This is a genomic window from Hymenobacter sp. FMD4 (assembly GCF_058932745.1).
Genome location: NZ_JBZYWH010000002.1, coordinates 115,314 through 131,774, shown reverse-complemented (window position 1 = coordinate 131,774; position 16,461 = coordinate 115,314). Strand labels below are relative to the sequence as shown.

Below are 16,461 nucleotides of genomic sequence, written 5' to 3'. Positions count from 1 at the left end.
CCCCCAATGGTTGAGATTCAAGCCCTGCCCGAGACCAGCATCTTTGGGCAAATTGCTGATCATCAGCACGAACAGGTGGTGTTCTGCCACGACCACGAAACCGGTCTGCGCGCCATCATCGGCATTCACAACACCGTACTGGGCCCGGCGCTAGGCGGTACCCGCATGTGGCACTACGCTACCGACGCGGAAGCTCTGAACGACGTGCTGCGCCTCTCGCGGGGCATGACCTACAAGGCCGCCATTTCGGGCCTGAATCTGGGTGGGGGTAAAGCCGTAATCATCGGCGACGCCAAGACGCAGAAAAACGAAGCTTTGCTGCGCAAGTTCGGTCGCTTCGTTAAAAACCTCAACGGCAAGTATATCACTGCCGAGGATGTGAACATGACCACCAAGGACATGGAGTACATCCGCATGGAAACCACGCACGTAGCTGGCCTGCCCGAGAGCATGGGCGGCTCGGGCGACCCGTCGCCGGTAACGGCCTACGGCACCTACATGGGCATGAAGGCTGCCGCCAAGAAGGCATTCGGCTCGGATAGCCTCGTAGGCAAGCGCATAGCCGTGCAGGGTGTGGGTCACGTAGGTACTTACCTACTGGAGCACCTCACCAAAGAGGGCGCCGAAATCGTACTGACCGATTACTACAAGGAGCGCGCTGAGGAAGCCGGTACCCGTTTCGGTGCCAAAGTGGTGGGCCTCGACGAGATTTACGACCAAAACGTAGACATCTACTCGCCCTGCGCCCTCGGTGCTACCCTCAACGACGACACCATTGCACGCCTGAAGTGCGCCGTGGTAGCGGGCTGCGCCAACAACCAGCTGGCCGACGAGAACGTGCACGGTCCGGCCCTCGTGGACCGCGGCATCATCTACGCTCCCGACTTCCTGATCAACGCCGGAGGCCTGATCAACGTGTACTCGGAAGTAGTAGGCTCCAGCCGTCAGGGTGCCCTTACCCAGACTGAAAAAATTTACGACTACACCATCCAGGTACTGGAGAAGGCCGCTAAAGAGGGTACGCACCCGCAGGCAGCAGCCGTTCGCCAGGCCGAGCAGCGCATTGCTGCCATCGGTCGGGTGAAGTCGACGTACTAAAGTTTGCGAGTTGGGGAGTTTATGAGCGTAGGAGTTGTTGTTCAGAACTTCTGAGCCATGACTCCCCAACTCGTGGACTCCCCGACTCATAAACTCATAAACCTCTTCCGTTTTGCTTAACCGCCGTACGCTTCGCATCAAAGTCATGCAGGCCCTTTATGCCTACGATCAGGCAGTGGGGTCCGATTATCTGTTGGCTCTTGACCGCATTGGCGAAGCTTTTCAGCCCGATCTGAACTCTATGGTGCCCCAAGACCGGCGCCTGCTCCAAGGGCAGCAGAAGCTGGCCGAGGCAGGATTTCGCGACTGGCACAAGGCCGGCGGTACGGCTGAGCCGGAACAGCTCGACAACCAAGAGGTCAACGACGCTGTCAAAGACGCCACCAAGTACTACCAGAAGCAGGTACAGAAGGAGAACTTGTTCTATCTGAATCAGATGCTCCACGCCACCGAGAGCATTCACGATCAGTACATTCACCTGCTGAACCTGCCCGCTGCCCTGCGTACGGTGCTGGAAGAAGAGCGCAGCCGCGAGGCACGCCGCTTTACCGCCGCCACCGACCGCATCGATACCACGCGGCTGGAGCAAAACCCTGTGCTGCAGAAGCTCGCCGACAACAAGCAGCTGCAGGAGCTGACCATCCGCCGCACCCTGCAGTGGGCCGGCGAAGACGAGATGGAAGCCCTGCGCAACGCTTGGCGCAACGAAATGCGCAACGACACGGAGCTGCGCAGTTACTTTGAGGCCCCGGCCGGTGACTACGCCGCTGATCAGGAAATCCTCAAGTACATCTACAAAACCTACGTCTTCAAGGGCGAAGCCATTCCGAACCTGCTTGAGGAGCAGGATCTGAATTGGGAGGAAAACCGCTCCATCGTCAAAAACCTCGTGGTGAAGACGATGAAAATGTTGGAAGAAAGCGCCGACGAGAACATGGAGCTTCTGTCGCTTTCGGCCAACTGGAAGGAAGACAAGGAGTTTGCTGAGACGCTCTACAAGCAAACGCTGAACGATGACGCCCGTTACGAGCAGCTGATTTCCGGCGCTGTGCAGAACTGGGACGTGGAGCGCGTGGCCATGCTCGACAAGATTATCCTGAAAATGGCCCTCTGCGAGATGCACCTTTTCCGCTCTATTCCGGTGAAGGTGACCATCAACGAGTACATTGAAATCAGCAAACTCTACAGTACGCCTAAAAGCAAGCAGTTCGTAAACGGTATTCTGGATAAATTGGCGCAGGACTTGATGGCCAGTGGGGCCATTCGCAAATCCGGCCGCGGCCTATTGGACAACCAGTAAGCGCCGGACCCCGGCCGGAGCCGGTAACCCGGCTGCGACTGACCCCGTTGAGTTGTTTGGGCTCGAAATCATTCCCCCTGATCTTTCCCTTCTCTCTCTTCTGCTCCCGCCCCATGGCCAGCAAAACCACTATCGGCATTCTGTGCTTTGCTTCCGGCGCCCTCGCCGGGGCTACCATTGGTCTTCTGTACGCGCCCGAAACCGGCCGCGAAACGCGCAGCTGGCTGAGCTATCAGCTTGAGCGCTACCGCGAAATCTTGGCCGACCTGACGGAAAGCCTCGTCACCAGCCGTGCCGATGAAGGCCCGTCGTCGGCCCGCGCCGAAGGCCAGCGAGTAATTCGCGACGCCAAGGACAAGGCAGAGCAGTTGCTTGGCGACGTCGACCAACTCATCAACCAGATCAATTCGCGTCGCACAACCCTGTAACCAGTGTGCTAACGTGCTGAATGTGCTACTGTGCTAGTGACGGAAATGCCGCATTAGCGCAGTAGCACATTCAGCACGTTAGCACATTTCCTTTCCTACTCATTCTCCCAAATGCATACCATCACTCTCATTCCTGGCGACGGCATCGGCCCCGAAATCACGCGCGCCGTTCAGGACATCTTCGCTGCGGCCCAAGTGCCCGTGCAGTGGGAAGAGCAAAACGCGGGTCAGACGACCTACGACCAATCCGGCGAGCTGATTCCCCAAGCGCTGCTGGATTCGTTGGAGCGCAACCGCGTAGCCTTGAAAGGCCCCATCACCACGCCGGTAGGCAAGGGCTTCCGCTCGATCAACGTGTCGCTGCGCCAGAAGTACGACCTGTACCAGAACCTGCGCCCCGCCAAGACGACCGAAGGCGTACCGACGCGCTACTCGGGCGTAGACATCGTGCTGTTTCGTGAGAACACCGAAGGCCTGTACTCGGGTTTGGAAGTGTACGACGAGGCCCGTGGTATTGCCGATTCGTTTAACCGTATTTCGGTGGAAGGCTCGCGCAAGATTTGCCGCGCCGCTTTTGCTTACGCCGCCAAGCACGGCCGTAAGAAGGTAACGCTGGCTCACAAGGCCAATATCCTGAAGATGGCCGGCACACTGATGCTGAACGCCGCGCAGGAAGCCTCACGGGAGTTTCCGCACATTCAGTACGAAGACAAGATCATCGACAACATGTGCATGCAGCTCGTGACCAAACCCGAGCAGTTTGACGTGATTGTGACGACCAACCTGTTCGGCGACATTCTGTCGGACCTGTGCGCGGGTCTGGTAGGCGGCCTGGGCGTAGTATCGGGCGCCAACATCGGCGACGACATGGCAATTTTCGAGGCGGTGCACGGCTCGGCGCCGGACATTGCTGGTAAGGGCATTGCCAACCCCACGGCCCTGCTGCGCTCGGCCTTGCTCATGCTGGAGCACCTGGGCGAGAAAGAATCCTGCGGCCGCATTGAGGCTGCCCTGAACGAGACGCTGCGCCACAAGGAGCAGTGCACCGGTGACTTGGGCGGTCCGGCCTCCACGCAGCAGTTCGCACAGAACGTCATTAACAACCTGCGCTAACGCGCTGCACGTTGTATCTTTGGGGCACACCCCGCCGCGCCGCCGGAATGGGCGGCGCGGTTTTTTTGATCCTTTCTGATATTCATGAAACGCACCTTTTTTTCGACGCTGCTGGTAGCCGGTTTGCTCTTCACAGGCGCCTGCAATCAGGACAAGACCGAAGTGGGTGAGGCCGGCATGAACGCCGCCGCCACCCAAGCCGCCGACGCCGCCAACCCGACGGTGGACAACCCTAACGTAACGGCAGAAACCGAAGCTCCAAACCCCAACGCGCCGGTGCTGGCGTTTGAGCAGACGGAGTACAGCTTCGGCGACATCAAGCCGGGCGACGTGGTAAAGCACACCTTCGAGTTTACGAACACCGGCAAATCGCCGCTGCTCATCGACAACGCGCAGGCTTCTTGTGGCTGCACCGTGCCGAGCTGGCCCAAAGACCCGGTAGCCCCCGGTCAGAAAGGCAAGATTGAGGTACAGTTCGACAGCCACGGCAAGTCGGGCGTGCAGAACAAGCAAATCACCATCTACGCCAACACGCAGCCCAGCACTACCCAGCTGACCATCAAAGGCAACATTCTGCCCGACGGCTCCCAAGGCCCCGTACGTCAGTAATTTCTGTTTTAGAGTTTGTGACGGGGAGCTAGTGGGTTGATACAGAACTGATAAGTTTTCGTATTACCCCTAGCTCCTCTTCTCGTTTGCTTTCTACTTCCTCATCTGCCTCATGCTTCTTTCTTTACTCCTGCAAGCGTCTGCCCAAGGCGGCCCGATGCAGTACCTGTTTCCGGTGCTGTTGGTCGCGGTATTCTATTTCTTCATGATCCGGCCCCAGCAAAAGCGGGCGGCTGATGCGCGCAAGCTGCGGGAAGGCCTGAGCAAAGGCTCGCAAGTAGTAACTATTGGGGGCCTGCACGGGCGCGTGGTGGAGCTAGGGGAGGATAAGGTAGTATTGGAAGTTGACAAAGGCATCCGCATGACGTTCGACCGTTCGGCCGTGGCCCGGCAGCTGAGCACCGCCAAGCCCGCTGAAGCTGCTTCGTAAGAGTTTTTCGCCTCCCTTGCTGACGCGCCATGCCGCTCCAGATAGCTCGTTCACTGGCCCAGTGGTTTATCCGGCCGCTATCCGAACCGGAGCGGAGCTTTTGGCGCGTAGTTACTACCTGCTTTCTGGCGGCTGTTACGCTGTGGCTGCTCAACGCCCTGAATAAGACCTACACTACGCGCGTCAACTACCCGCTGCAGTGGCGCTACGATAAGGAAAACTTCATTCCGCTCCGCCCGCTGCCGGAGCAGATTTCGGTGCAGGTAACGGGGCGGGGCTGGAAGCTGCTGCGCAATACCATGGGGCTCGATATTCGGCCCGCCGAGGTGGAGGTGCGCCGGCCCGGCGGCAGCGGAGCGGTGCCGGGCAATGCGCTGCGCGGCGGCCTGATCAATGCCATGGACGGCCTCCAGCTCAACGCCGTGCTGACCGATACGATCTATTTCGAGTTTGACCGCCTGGTGACGCGCAAGCTTACCCTGCGGTTGAGCCCAGCCGCCGATGGCTCGGCCCTGCCTTTTGAGGCGAAGTTTGTGCCCACCAGCGTGACTTTTCGCGGGCCCGCCAGCGTGCTGAACAGCTGGCCGGGCCTGTATTCGGTGCATCTGCCCAAAGCCCCCGCTGGCAGCACCGATGGCAGCATTAGGGTACCCATCGGCGGTCCGGCCCTTGTGGAAACGGACGTGCAGGAAGTGCAGGTAAAATTGCGGCCGCGGGAGGTACACACCCGCACCCTTTTGGTAACGCCGGAGCGGCATTTCTTCCCAATCGATAGCTCTATCAAGCTGCAGCCGGCCCAAATTCCGGTAGAAGTGCAATACTTCCCCGAGGACTCTGCCCGCGTCGGGCCAGAGCAAGTGGGTGCGTTCGTCGACTTCCGACAGATGCAGGAAAACGATTCCACAGTGCAGCTTTCGTTGCGGCCATTGCCCTACGTGGTGCGTGGAGCCCGCCTAAAGGTGCCGGTACTACGGGTGGTCACCGGCAAAAGCGCTAAACCTCAGTAGCCATGCTCAAGATTGGAATTACCGGCGGCATTGGCTCGGGCAAGACTACTATTTGCCGCCTGTTTGCCCTGCTCGGGGTGCCCGTGTACGATGCCGATACCCGGGCCAAATGGGTCATGAACCACGATGAGCTACTACGGGCTGCACTCCAGGATGCTTTCGGACCCGAAACTTACCTGCCGGAAGGTGGCCTAAACCGGGCGCATCTAGCCCAAGTGGCTTTCACTGATCCTGCCAAGCTGGCGCAGCTAAATGCGCTGGTGCACCCGCGTGTCGGGCATGACTTTGAGCAGTGGGCCACCAAACAGCAGCAGGCAGGCCACGCGTATGTGCTGAAAGAAGCGGCGCTGATGTTTGAGTCCAATTCCTACCGACAGCTAGACCGCGTTATCACCGTGTACGCCCCGCAGTCGGTGCGCCAGCAGCGGGTATTGCGCCGCGACCCGCACCGCTCGGCCGCCGACGTGCTGAACATCATCGGCAAGCAACTCAGCGAAGAAGAAAAGCTTAAGCGGGCTGATTTTGTCATCTACAACGATGACCAGCAAATGGTGCTGCCGCAGGTACTGGCCCTACACGAGCAGTTTACGGCGCTGGCGGCGGCCCTCCCTTCCGAAATACGGACAACACCTTCAAGCCATTAACCTGTAGCTGGTAGACCTCCTGGCCGGTGCTGTCGGGGTATGGCTCTGGATGCCAACGGTAATTGGTAATAAAATACCTGGCATGCCCATTACGGACGTAAACAAATCGTTCCCGTTGTGCTGGCGGCAGAATTTGCAGGTTGTTGTACAAGGGCTCCGGCCGATAAGAACTTATCGTTATGCGTTGGGCCTGGTCATGCTGCAGAATCCATTCAAGGCCGGTGCGGTAGCTAGCCCCCCAATAGTCGCGCTCAAAGCCCCATTCAATTACCGAAGGAGGCAATAAACTGAAGTATACCTGCTGGTGCGGGTGGTCGTGTATAATGCGCCAGATAGGCTCCCCCGCACCAAGAGCTAATACGCTGCCTGTTGCTAGTGCAGCGGTACGCAAGCCCGGCCGGTGCCACTGCCGAGCCCAGCGGAATAAGTGGTGTACACCATGCAAACCAATGAGCACAAAGGCCGGGTAGACAAAAAAGAGGTGCCGCCAACCGTCGTATAGCACCGAGCGGAATAATACTACCGCTACCAAAGGGCCCAGCAGCCATGCCCAGGTAAGCAAATCAAGCCAGCCAAAGTAAGTGCGTAGCACGCGAAGCGGGCGGGGAAGAAAACGCCACAGCCAACTGAAGGCTCCCAACCCAAAACCAATGATGTAAGCGACAGGGGTAGTAATGAGTATCCAAACCGGGACATAGTGCCACGGTAGCGTAAAAGCAGGAACCCATTCCCCATTGTAAAGTACGCTGGTGGCACCCCGTGGAAAGCGGCTGAAGTTTTGAAAGGCCAAGCGGAAATGCTCCCAAGGCTGTTCCCATAAAAAGGGCCATAGCAGAACGGTAAAGCATAGCGTTGAAATCAACCACAAGGCTACGGCGGCCACTAAGCGCCGCCGAGTGCCCCCAGTCCATAAGCGTAAGCCAAAGCCCAGCAGTAGAAGCGGCACCAGCATTACCCCATTGACGCGTAAGGCAATAGTTGTTCCGGTAACGATACCCAGCCACAGGCCAGTCTTTAAAGAAGGATGGCGTAACAGCTGAGCTAGCCCCCATACCCCAATCACAAAAAAGGCTAGGAACAGGCCATCTTTTGCGTTGTAGAAGGACTCAGGAAACAAGCGAGGCGTGAAAAACAGCACACCAGTGCCAATCAGAGCAATGCGCCAATCCTGAAAGCGAAGTTGAGCCAGCCGATAAAAGGCCAGCAAACCACAGAAATACAGCAGGAAAATCAACAAATGGCGCGTTTGATATACCTGCTGTTGCTCTTCGACGCCCAGCAGCTTCAGTAACAAGGCCGCCGGCAATTCAAAAGAAACCCCGTGGTCTTGGTCCGGATACGTGGCCAGCTCTGGAATAAGGGCGTAGTTCTCAGCGCGCCGAGCCAGATCGGGCGCGATTTTGTCCGCGATGTACTTGGCATTAACCGATGCATTCAAGCGGTCAACGGGCTCATCCCAGGATACGCCGTAGTCGCGATGAATCAATATTCCAGTCAGCAGGATGCCCAAAAAGAAGGCCGAAACCAACCAGCGGCCGAGAGTAGAAGAGGGCAGTATCGAAGGGGGCGTTGACAACATAGCTGGATCCAAGCAACGCAAAGGTAGCTTCGTCAGCGACTGTGTTTCTTTGTGCCCACCCTTACCTGCCGTATGCTTCGTCGTCTTCCTCCTTCTTTCTGGCTGATTGCCGTGCTGATGTTTGGCCTGCGTCTCGGCCTGCTGTGGCACAACAACCCCGGGCTAGAGTGGAATTGGGACGAAGTGCGCAACGCCCGCATTGCTGAAAACTGGCTGCAGGGCCATGGCTACGTAAGCCACGACCCAGTGCGCCAGGCGCTGCGGCCCGATGCCTTTCACGCCGCGTTTCCGGTGTGGGTGTACGCAGGCTGGTTTAAACTGGGACTGCCGCGGCACTACTTCACGGCGGGGATGTACTTACTCATGGCCGCAGGGGGCGTGCTTACGTGGCTTTATGGGCAGCGCATTCTGCGGTGGTACGAGGTTCCGCCGCAGCTGGCTTGGGCAGGCGGATTGTTACTAGCTCTATACCCATCGGTGCTGTGGTACGTGGGCGCGTGGTTCTGGTACGAAAACCTATGCCTACCGGCCTTGGTGTGGAGTATGTATCAACTGTTGCGGCTGCTTGAAGGCCGTTCACTTCCGTTGAGTAAGGCTCTGCTGCTGGCCACCGTGGTAGTTCTGTCGTGCCTGCTGCGGGGCTATCTGCTGGCTGTATATGGCATTATGTTCGGGTGGCTGCTGCTACGCAGCTACCAGCAGCACACGCTACGGCAGGTTTGGCAGCCAGCCCTGCTAACGTTGGGGCTGGTCGTCACGGCACACATGCCCATTTTGATCAAGAACAATCAGCTTTTTGGCGCCCCGGTGCTGAGCACGCAGCCTGGGTTCGAGCTTTTGCAAGGACATAACTCCTACACCCAGGGACAATTCATGTTTGACTGGGACGAAGCCGACAAACCATTTGGCCGATGGGTGCTGGACAATATTCCCGAGCTGCATCAACTAGACCAATACCAGGAAAGCCAAGCCCGTGCCCGGTTGGCTCGCGCGTGGGTGGCCGAGCACCCAGCGGAAGAGGTGCGCCTAGTAGGGCAGAAGCTGAAAGTATTTTTCAGCCCGCGCAACTTCGTGGCCAATGCCCTGCGGACCGATATTAATCCACTGACTGCAGTAGTGCATGTGGCGTTTCTTGTCAGCCTGTTGCTGACCGCTGTCCAGTGGCGTGGCTTGCGGTTTCAGCTTGCCGATGTGATGCTGCTCACACCTTTTGCAGTGGTTTTGACGCTGAGCGTCGTATTCTTTGTCGGTTACCGCTGGCGCTTGTTTGCCGAGCCGGCCTTCGTGCTGTTCCCATTTATCACCTGGCAGCGGCTGCGCAATGCCCGGCTTCAGAAGAAACAGGCAGTATGAAAGGCGATAAAACAAAAAAAGACTGCCGTTTCCGACAGTCTTTCAGTGGTGGGGGATGACGGGTTCGAACCGCCGACCCTCTGCTTGTAAGGCAGATGCTCTGAACCAGCTGAGCTAATCCCCCTTGGCTAACCAGGCTTGTGTCCCGATTGCGAGTGCAAATATGGGGGGTGTTTTCGGAAACCGCAACAGTTTGCCGACATTTCGGACGGAAATTTTGCGTTAAAACCGGCGTTTTAACGCAAGCTTTTCAGTATCAACGCTAAAAAAAATCGGGTGCGGGCGCTAAAGTGGATGGGATATGGGCTGTTGACGGTGCTGCTGCTGGTAGTGGGGCTGGCTGCGGCGCTTTGGCTAGGGGAAGACCGCATCATTGGCTTATTTGTAGAGTCAGCCAACCGCTACCTGCGCACGCCGGTGCAGGTAGGACAACTCAAGATGTCGTGGTGGCAAGATTTTCCGCGCGTGAGCATCTCGTTGCGTGACGTGCGAGTGAGTGGCTCGCTGCCGCAAGACACTACGGCCTTGGCGCGCCTGCAGCAGCTACACTGCTCCTTCGATGCTTGGGATATGCTCGGCGGCCGCTACCGCATCCGTACGCTCACGCTGCAGAACGGAGCCGTGACCGTGCGTCTGGATCGGCGGGGCGAGCCGAACTACTTAATCCTCCGAACCGACTCAACGGCCGATGAGGAGCCGGTACGCTTTGATATTGAACGGGTGCAACTGCGCAACGTGGCCGTGTATTACGCCGATTCGGCCCTGCAACACCGCTACTCTTTCTACGCGCATGAATTGCAGGCGAGCTTAGGCATCGAAGGGGAGCAAGTACAGCTGACAGCTACGGGGCCAGTTCGGGTGGATGCGTTGCGGCTGGGCTCCGATACTTACTTCCGCAACCGGGAGCTGACCCTGGCTGCCACGTTAGACATCGACCGCGCCCGACGCAACGTCTCCATCCAGTCCTCGGAGCTGCGCATCGGGGCAGCGGCTTACGCGGTGGCTGGCTCCGTCAACTGGGCCAAGCCGACGCGGCTCGACTTGCGCGTCGATGGCAAAGACACCGATGTGCAGAGCGTGCTGGCATTGCTGCCGCTACGCTTCAGCAAGTCAATGGCGGTGTACCGCAGCCAGGGAGCCGTGTACTTCAACGGCACGGTGCGCGGAGAGCTGTCGGCAAAAAAGAACCCGCGGTTACAGGCCAGTTTCGGCTGCCGAGACGCATCGTTTTTTCATCCTGACACCAAGCAGCGCGTGGAGCACGTGTTCCTGACAGGCAGCTTCGACAACGGTGCCCTGGCCACGGAACGCACGGCCGAGCTGCAGCTGCAGCAGGTGCGCGGGCAGCTAGGTGGCCGGTCGTTCAGCGGCAGCTTGCTGTACCGTAACTTCCACGACCCCTACCTGCAGCTTAAGGTGCGGGCCAACCTGGATGTGGCCGACGCGCTGCGCTTCTTCCCCGTGGCCGAAGTGCAGCAGGGGCGCGGCGAACTGCACCTGGAAGCCCAGCTGGCGGGCAATCTGCGCACCTTCCGCCAAAACCCGGCCCGGGCGGCGGGCGAAGCAGCCGGCGAGCTGCAGCTGCGCAACGTAAGCCTGCACCTGCGCCGCAAGCTGCGCCTGCCGCTCTCAAACCTCAACGGTAGCTTTCTGCTCCGTCGCAACGATGTAGCCGTAACCAACTTCACGGGCCGCGCCGGTCGCTCCGATTTTCGCATCAACGGGTTGTTTCGCAACGCCCTAGGCTGGCTGCTACTGCCACGCCAACCGCTGCGGGTAGAAGCCGACGTGGAGGCGCGGTATCTGGACCTCAATGAGCTGCTGCGTGCTGCCGACGCGGCGCCCACCGGTCCGGCTCCGAAAGCTGGCAGTCAGCCGCAATACGCCCTGACCTTGCCCGCCAGCCTCGATCTGGACCTGAACGCCAACGTGCAGCAACTACACTTCCGCCGGTTCCGGGCGCGTGCGGCCCGGGGTACGGTGCGGCTGCACGAGCAGGTGCTGACCTCACCTGGCCTGTCCTTGACGGCTGCCGGTGGCCAACTAGCCGTACGTGGCACGCTTGATGCCCGCCGACCGGAGCTGCTGAAAGTAAGTACCGTGGCGTCGTGCCAGCAAGTGCCCCTCGATAGCCTGTTTTATGTGTTCGAGGATTTTGGGCAAAGCTTTATCAAAAGCCGCCACCTGCGCGGGCAACTGACGGCATCGGCCGAGGCGGACATGTTCTTTGGCCCGCAGCTGCAGCCTCTGACCGACCGGCTGGAAGCCGAGGTGCGCGCTACAGTGCGCCACGGCGAGCTGCACGACTTTGCACCGGCGCAGCAGCTCAGCATGCTAGCCAGCCGCGAGCAGCTGCGTCGGCTGCGCTTCGACGAGCTGACCAACACGGTCTACATCCAGAGCCGCACCGTGTACGTGCCCGAAATGGAGATTCGCTCCAACGTCAAGCGCGCTTCCGTAATTCGGCTGACGGGCACCCACACTTTCGATCAGCACATGGATTACCACCTGGTGGTGCCGCTGCTACCGGGCCTGCGCCGGCCCATTTTCGACGGCGACGCTGGTGGTGTGGTAAGCCGCGGCGGACCCGATTTGTTGCTGCGGGTGTGGGGAACGGAGGACAATTTCCGCGTTGGGTGGGACCGACGACAAAGAACCGTGGTGCGACGCGGCGAGAAAGGAACGACCGATAGTCCAGCGGGAACAGCTTCCCCGCCGGCGGGCGGGGGCAACGAAACCAGCTCATCGGGGCCTGCCGTTCGAACGCAGCCGGCTGTACGACCAGTGCCATCCAAAGAAAAAAAGCCAGCGCAGCCTCAGTTGGGAGAGTACTTCGAGTTCTAAGCTCAGCGTCAACATTTACTGAAAACGATGCGTAAGGCTAACAGCCATTCGCCGCCGTGCGCGGTGCGATGGGTCATGAACTATCTATTCACCCCAAAACACCCCCACATGCAGCCCGAAGAAGTGTTTAACCAATACTCCGAGCAGGAGAAAACCGCCTACCTCAGCGTAATTGCCAGTATTGCTACGGCCGACCGTCAAGCCTCGCAGCAAGAAGCGGAATTTTTACAGCAAATGGCTCAGGTGGCCGGCTTATCGGGGCAGAGCACCCAGCAGGTACTTCATGCCGCACAGGATTCCAACAACGAAAGCATCAAGGCGAACCTAGATCAGCTACGCAACAGCAACCTACGCTATTCGCTAGTGACGGATCTGATCAGCTTTGCCCGGGCCGATGGCGCTTATTCCAACGAGGAAGAGGCCATGGTCAATAAAATTTCATCTTACCTCGGCCTGAATCAGCAGCAGGTAAACGCCCTGGAAACCGCTGTCAATCAGACCCAGCAGGCCCAGGCACAAAACCCTCAACAGGCGCCACAAGGCTTTATGGACTCCATCGGCGATAAGCTGCGGTCAGTGGGCATTCCGCCTCAGGCAGCGCTTACTGGTCTGCTAGCTGTAGCAGCGCCCATGGTATTGTCGCGCGTGATGGGCGGCAACCGCGGCGGCGGCATGATGGGTGGTGGAATGATGGGCGGAGGCGGTGGCACTCTGGGAGGCTTGCTAGGTGGTGCAGCCGCTTCCATGGGCGGCGGCGGTACCATGGGCGGCCTGCTCGGCGGTCTGATGAACAGCGGCGCCCTCGGCGGAATGCTTGGTGGTGCTTCGGGCGGCTACGGCTCCCGGCCAGCCGGTTATGGCGTGCCTGGCGGCGGGCTGGGTGGCCTCATGACGGTACTGGGTGGCCTGGGTGGCCGTCCTCAGATGGGCCCGCGCAGCACCGGCGGCAGCGGCCTCGGTGGCCTGATGGGCGGCGGCATGGGTAGCCTGCTGGGCGGCCTGCTCGGCGGGCGATAACACGCTGTTGTCTTAATTGATCAGAACCGGCTGCTCCCGCGGAGCAGCCGTTTTTTGTTAGGAGGAAGATGCTCAACTTGCCGCGTTCATCTGATCGGCATTTGCATGCAACTACGTGTACTATTCCTGTTTTAGGCGCCTGCTTCAGCGCCCAAGCCCAGACGCGCCCGCTACTCGATGCCAGCCCTGCGCTAACGAGCGTTACCCTGTACTTAAATCGTTCGAAGCTGGAGCACCAAGGTAGCCTAAGCCTGCCCGCGGGCAAAGGAAGTAAACATCATCAACCACCGCGTGCGCATTAAGTCGACGAAGTTCCAGTGAGCTGGGGGTCAGTGTGGGCCAAGCACAACGAAGCCGGCGGGGATATCCTCGCCGGCTTCGTTGTGATCCAGTTGGTGTTACCACTCAGGTAGTGCCAACTATGCCGAAGCCCGGCCACTGCGGGGCGCGGAACTGCATGTCGGGCGAGGCAAAGGATCCGCCGTGCTGCTCGATGATCTGCAGAATGCGGTAGTAAATGCCTTCGCGCACGGTCATGTACTCGTTGTAGTCGGTGGTTTGCACGAAGTACTGCACGGTGACGTCGCGGGAAATGGGCGTGAGGGCGGTGAGGCGAATGTGCGCTTCTTCCGTGAGCTGCGGGTGCTCCTGCAGGTAATGCTGCAGATCCACCATGATGGCGCGCAGTTGCTCGCTGTTGGTATCGTGGCTGAAGGCCAGCACGAAATTGACCCGGCGCGAAGTGCGGAGCGACAAGTTGTTCAACGGCTTGTCGATCATCGACTTGTTGGGTACCGTCACGTAGCTTTTCTCGATGGTGCGCAGGCGGGTGCTACGGAAACCTATCTTTTCTACCGAGCCCGTAATGCCGCCCACTTCCACCAGGTCGCCTACTTGAAAAGGCCGGTCGAGGAAGATGGTGAACGAGGCAATGAGGTTCTCCAGGCTTTCCTTGGCCGCAAATGCCACAGCCAGGCCACCGATGCCCAGGCCGCCTATCAAGGCCGTCACGTTTACCCCGAAGGCCTTTGCCAGGATTATGAGGAAGGCAAAAATCAGGATAATGACCTTTATAAAGTCCTTGGCAAAGGGAATGAATTGCGCGTCGAGGCGGGAAGTGGTGATGGTGCTAATCAACTCGCTACGACGCCGGTACACCAGTACCGCGAAGTCGATGAGGCGCAGTACCACCCACGCCGTAGCCGAAATCACCCCGATCTGGTACAAGCGCAGGGCGATTTTCTTAGGCCAAGGGTCGGAATGCGCTAGGTCGGTTACTTCCACGGGGTAGTCCAGCACGTTGAAGGCCACAAACAGCGTCAGCAGAAACAGCACCACCGACAGCGGCTTGATCAGGAGTGCGCTCAGTTCCTGCTCTGACACGCCCGCGGTGTATTTCTTGGTAAGCCGGTAAAATAGCTTCGACACGAACCGCGACATCAGCCGCCGCAGCAGGAAGCCCAGCAGCAGAATAATGCCGCAGACCATAAACTGCCCGACGGTATTGCCGAAGAAGCGTTGGTTAAGAAACTCGTGGATGGTCATGGGTAAACAAGTGTGGTAGCGCTAAAGAGGTGGCAGGCGCTTGCGCGGCGCGTGCCAAGGCTATTTGTCAAAACTCGTCGGCAGACGAAACCCCGGCAGGGTTCTGACACCTTGCCGGGGCTGTAAAACTGCGCCAGATGCCTGTCGCCAGCAGCGCCGAGGCCGGGCTACACCAGCTGGCGCAGGGCTAACTCAAACGATGTGCGGGCTATCTGCAGCTGATGTCCTTGCGCATAGGTACGCTCCAGAGCGCGCAGAATGATGCGGGAAATGTCGCCGAAAATGGCTTGGTCGGTGATTTCCGCATTGGTCTCCATCAGGTAAGCAAAGACCCGCGCCATACCGCAGTTGGCAATGAAATCGGGGATGACGGCCGTATGAGCATCGGCAAACTCACCGGTGGGGCCGAAGAAGATTTCCGGATCGGCGAAGGGTACGTTGGCGCCGCAGCTGATGACTTCCAGCCCGCCGGCCAGCAGTTGCTCTACCTGCGAGCGGGTAACCAGGCGCGAAGCTGCGGCCGGCACGAAGATTTCAGCCCCCGATGACCATATCTGCTCGTTCACTTCGGCGAAAGGTAGCAGGTTGTCGGCCGCCAGCGCGTTGCCTTGGCGGTTAAGCATCAGGGCACGGATTTCCTCGAAGGTAAAACCCTCAGGCTTCAGCAGCCCGCCAGCACGGTCGATGATGCCGGTGATAAGCGCACCCTGCTGGGCTAGGTAATAAGCTGCGGCGGCGCCTACGTTGCCCCAGCCCTGGATGATGGCGCGCTTACCGGTTACGTCCTGCTCAGGCCAGAGTCGGTAGTAGTGGCGCACGGCTTCGGCCACGCCGTAGCCGGTAATGAGGTCAGCTACGGTGTAGCGACGGGCGCGGTCGGGCGTAAACAGTTCGTCCTCCACCACTTTGATAACGCCTTGGCGCAGCTGGCCTACTTTCTGAATCTTCTGCGGCTCGCTGGCGCGGTAGTGGCCCGTCACCACGCCTTCCTGCGGGTGCCACAGGCCGTAATCCTCCGTAATAGGAATTACCTCGTGGATTTCATCCACGTTCAGGTCACCGCCGGTGCCGTAGTAGTTTTTCAGCAGCGGAATCACGGCGCGATACCAGCGTTCCAGCACGCCGCGCTTACGCGGGTCCTGCGGATCGAAGTTGATGCCTGACTTGGCGCCGCCGATGGCCGGTCCCGAGACGGTGAACTTCACTTCCATGGTTTTGGCCAAGCTTTCCACCTCGCGCTTGTCGAGGCCCTTGCGCATGCGGGTGCCGCCGCCGGCCGCACCGCCGCGCAACGAGTTGATCACCACCCAGCCCTCGGCCTCGGTTTCGGAGTCTTTCCACTCAAAGACGATTTCGGGACGCTTGTTTTCGAAGGTGGCCAATAAGTCGCGCATAATCAGCGGGGAGGGGTGGGGTAGGAGTGAGAGTATGTTCGGGACAAAGGCGCACGGACGGGGCCGCTGCCTGTCGGGCAAAGGTACATTGACCAGCGGA

General features: G+C 59.2%; 14 protein-coding genes and 1 tRNA gene. 11 read left to right on the top strand and 4 right to left on the bottom strand.

Features of this window, described 5'->3' with window-relative positions:
* The first annotated feature begins 6 nt into the window (after positions 1 to 6).
* From AC5FXY_RS02515 to coaE, 8 genes are all read left to right on the top strand, one after another.
* The gene (locus tag AC5FXY_RS02515; protein WP_493555053.1) at positions 7 to 1,098 is read left to right on the top strand and encodes a Glu/Leu/Phe/Val dehydrogenase dimerization domain-containing protein; all 1,092 of its coding nucleotides are present in this window, start codon (positions 7 to 9) and stop codon (positions 1,096 to 1,098) included.
* 112 nt (positions 1,099 to 1,210) lie between these two features.
* Positions 1,211 to 2,398, top strand: a complete 1,188-nt coding sequence (gene nusB / locus AC5FXY_RS02510; RefSeq protein WP_493555052.1) for a transcription antitermination factor NusB — start codon at positions 1,211 to 1,213, stop codon at positions 2,396 to 2,398.
* 113 nt (positions 2,399 to 2,511) lie between these two features.
* Positions 2,512 to 2,826: a YtxH domain-containing protein gene (locus AC5FXY_RS02505; RefSeq protein ID WP_493555051.1), complete on the top strand. Its 315-nt coding sequence runs from the start codon at positions 2,512 to 2,514 to the stop codon at positions 2,824 to 2,826.
* A 111-nt stretch (positions 2,827 to 2,937) separates the two neighbouring features.
* On the top strand, positions 2,938 to 3,939 hold the full coding sequence (locus AC5FXY_RS02500; RefSeq protein WP_493555050.1) for an isocitrate/isopropylmalate dehydrogenase family protein: 1,002 nt from the start codon (positions 2,938 to 2,940) through the stop codon (positions 3,937 to 3,939).
* Between the two features lie 84 nt (positions 3,940 to 4,023).
* Entirely contained in the window at positions 4,024 to 4,548 is a 525-nt protein-coding gene (locus AC5FXY_RS02495) for a DUF1573 domain-containing protein (protein ID WP_493555049.1), read from the top strand.
* A 112-nt stretch (positions 4,549 to 4,660) separates the two neighbouring features.
* The gene (gene yajC / locus AC5FXY_RS02490) at positions 4,661 to 4,978 is read left to right on the top strand and encodes a preprotein translocase subunit YajC (protein WP_493555048.1); all 318 of its coding nucleotides are present in this window, start codon (positions 4,661 to 4,663) and stop codon (positions 4,976 to 4,978) included.
* A 29-nt stretch (positions 4,979 to 5,007) separates the two neighbouring features.
* Complete coding sequence (locus tag AC5FXY_RS02485) at positions 5,008 to 5,985, top strand: YbbR-like domain-containing protein (RefSeq protein WP_493555047.1); 978 nt, start codon at positions 5,008 to 5,010, stop codon at positions 5,983 to 5,985.
* 2 nt (positions 5,986 to 5,987) lie between these two features.
* Positions 5,988 to 6,629, top strand: coding sequence for a dephospho-CoA kinase (coaE, locus tag AC5FXY_RS02480; protein WP_493555046.1), 642 nt, complete (start codon positions 5,988 to 5,990; stop codon positions 6,627 to 6,629).
* On the opposite strand, the gene AC5FXY_RS02475 is transcribed toward coaE, so the two are convergent.
* Positions 6,571 to 8,208 (bottom strand): ArnT family glycosyltransferase, encoded by a 1,638-nt coding sequence (locus AC5FXY_RS02475; RefSeq protein ID WP_493555045.1) that lies wholly within the window; start codon positions 8,206 to 8,208, stop codon positions 6,571 to 6,573. The genes coaE and AC5FXY_RS02475 overlap by 59 nt on opposite strands.
* Positions 8,209 to 8,280: 72 nt before the next feature.
* On the opposite strand from AC5FXY_RS02475, the gene AC5FXY_RS02470 reads away from it, so the two are divergent.
* Positions 8,281 to 9,561 (top strand): glycosyltransferase family protein, encoded by a 1,281-nt coding sequence (locus AC5FXY_RS02470; RefSeq protein WP_493555044.1) that lies wholly within the window; start codon positions 8,281 to 8,283, stop codon positions 9,559 to 9,561.
* A 46-nt stretch (positions 9,562 to 9,607) separates the two neighbouring features.
* Here the strand turns inward: AC5FXY_RS02470 and AC5FXY_RS02465 are convergent.
* Positions 9,608 to 9,685: transfer RNA gene (locus AC5FXY_RS02465), tRNA-Val, on the bottom strand.
* Between the two features lie 191 nt (positions 9,686 to 9,876).
* Here AC5FXY_RS02465 and AC5FXY_RS02460 point away from each other — a divergent pair.
* Positions 9,877 to 12,405, top strand: a complete 2,529-nt coding sequence (locus AC5FXY_RS02460; RefSeq protein ID WP_493555043.1) for a hypothetical protein — start codon at positions 9,877 to 9,879, stop codon at positions 12,403 to 12,405.
* 108 nt (positions 12,406 to 12,513) lie between these two features.
* Entirely contained in the window at positions 12,514 to 13,422 is a 909-nt protein-coding gene (locus tag AC5FXY_RS02455) for a TerB family tellurite resistance protein (RefSeq protein WP_493555042.1), read from the top strand.
* A 405-nt stretch (positions 13,423 to 13,827) separates the two neighbouring features.
* Here AC5FXY_RS02455 and AC5FXY_RS02450 read toward each other — a convergent pair whose 3' ends face one another.
* A complete protein-coding gene (locus tag AC5FXY_RS02450) occupies positions 13,828 to 14,967 on the bottom strand; it encodes a mechanosensitive ion channel family protein (protein WP_493555041.1) in 1,140 nt (379 codons plus the stop codon).
* A 167-nt stretch (positions 14,968 to 15,134) separates the two neighbouring features.
* A complete protein-coding gene (locus tag AC5FXY_RS02445) occupies positions 15,135 to 16,361 on the bottom strand; it encodes a Glu/Leu/Phe/Val dehydrogenase dimerization domain-containing protein (RefSeq protein WP_493555040.1) in 1,227 nt (408 codons plus the stop codon).
* Positions 16,362 to 16,461 lie beyond the last annotated feature (100 nt).

Bases quoted from the DNA above. Each gene is read 5' to 3' on its own strand.
- AC5FXY_RS02500 (WP_493555050.1), top strand. From the start codon at position 2,938: ATGCATACCATCACTCTCATTCCTGGCGACGGCATCGGCCCCGAAATC.
- AC5FXY_RS02455 (WP_493555042.1), top strand. From the start codon at position 12,514: ATGCAGCCCGAAGAAGTGTTTAACCAATACTCCGAGCAGGAGAAAACC.
- AC5FXY_RS02445 (WP_493555040.1), bottom strand. From the start codon at position 16,361: ATGCGCGACTTATTGGCCACCTTCGAAAACAAGCGTCCCGAAATCGTC.
- AC5FXY_RS02470 (WP_493555044.1), top strand. From the start codon at position 8,281: ATGCTTCGTCGTCTTCCTCCTTCTTTCTGGCTGATTGCCGTGCTGATG.
- yajC (WP_493555048.1), top strand. From the start codon at position 4,661: ATGCTTCTTTCTTTACTCCTGCAAGCGTCTGCCCAAGGCGGCCCGATG.
- AC5FXY_RS02450 (WP_493555041.1), bottom strand. From the start codon at position 14,967: ATGACCATCCACGAGTTTCTTAACCAACGCTTCTTCGGCAATACCGTC.
- AC5FXY_RS02485 (WP_493555047.1), top strand. From the start codon at position 5,008: ATGCCGCTCCAGATAGCTCGTTCACTGGCCCAGTGGTTTATCCGGCCG.
- AC5FXY_RS02505 (WP_493555051.1), top strand. From the start codon at position 2,512: ATGGCCAGCAAAACCACTATCGGCATTCTGTGCTTTGCTTCCGGCGCC.
- AC5FXY_RS02475 (WP_493555045.1), bottom strand. From the start codon at position 8,208: ATGTTGTCAACGCCCCCTTCGATACTGCCCTCTTCTACTCTCGGCCGC.
- AC5FXY_RS02495 (WP_493555049.1), top strand. From the start codon at position 4,024: ATGAAACGCACCTTTTTTTCGACGCTGCTGGTAGCCGGTTTGCTCTTC.
- coaE (WP_493555046.1), top strand. From the start codon at position 5,988: ATGCTCAAGATTGGAATTACCGGCGGCATTGGCTCGGGCAAGACTACT.
- AC5FXY_RS02515 (WP_493555053.1), top strand. From the start codon at position 7: ATGGTTGAGATTCAAGCCCTGCCCGAGACCAGCATCTTTGGGCAAATT.